Source organism: Polaromonas sp. P1_G2, from assembly GCF_056405515.1.
In genome coordinates, this window is the sequence record NZ_JBFUBY010000777.1 from 1 (window position 1) to 564 (window position 564).

1 protein-coding gene is annotated in these 564 nt (G+C 61.7%); it reads left to right on the forward strand.

Annotation, left to right across the window (positions count from 1 at the left end; all coding sequences use genetic code 11):
• Window positions 1-564 (forward strand): DUF6537 domain-containing protein (locus AC1D0P_RS27525; RefSeq protein ID WP_477679632.1); only part of this gene is annotated, 564 nt, incomplete at both ends.

Sequence of the window (564 nt, forward strand, 5' to 3'; positions counted from 1 at the left end):
GGTCAATCGGATCCGCAACGACTTTCCGGCTGAGGCCCAGCCGCTGTTATTCGCCGGCGTCAAGAAGCTCACGGATTTCCAGGATCCGGACTATGCCGGTGAATATCTCGACCGGCTGGAACAGCTTCTCGCACTCGACAAGGCCAGTGGCGGCGAGGCAAGGGGATTTGCCTTCATCGTTCAGGCGGCGAAATATGTCGCTGTCGCCATGACTTATGACGACGTGATCCGCGTTGCCGACCTGAAGGTGCGGCAATCGCGCTTCGAACGGGTGCGCAAGGAAGTCGGCGCCAAGGACGACCAGATCGTCTACATGACCGAATATATGCATCCGCGCATGGAAGAGGTCTGCGGCACGCTGCCCATGGGCCTCGGCCTCTGGATCGAGAGCCGGCCGAAACTGTTTGCCTGGCTCGACCGGCGCGTCAACAAAGGCCGGCGGGTGCAGACGGGCACGCTCTTCTGGTTCCTCAGCCTCTATATGGTATCGGCACTGCGCGGCCGCCGGCGCGGCACGCTCCGGCATATGCGCGAGAACCAGCATATCGATGCCTGGCTCAAGAC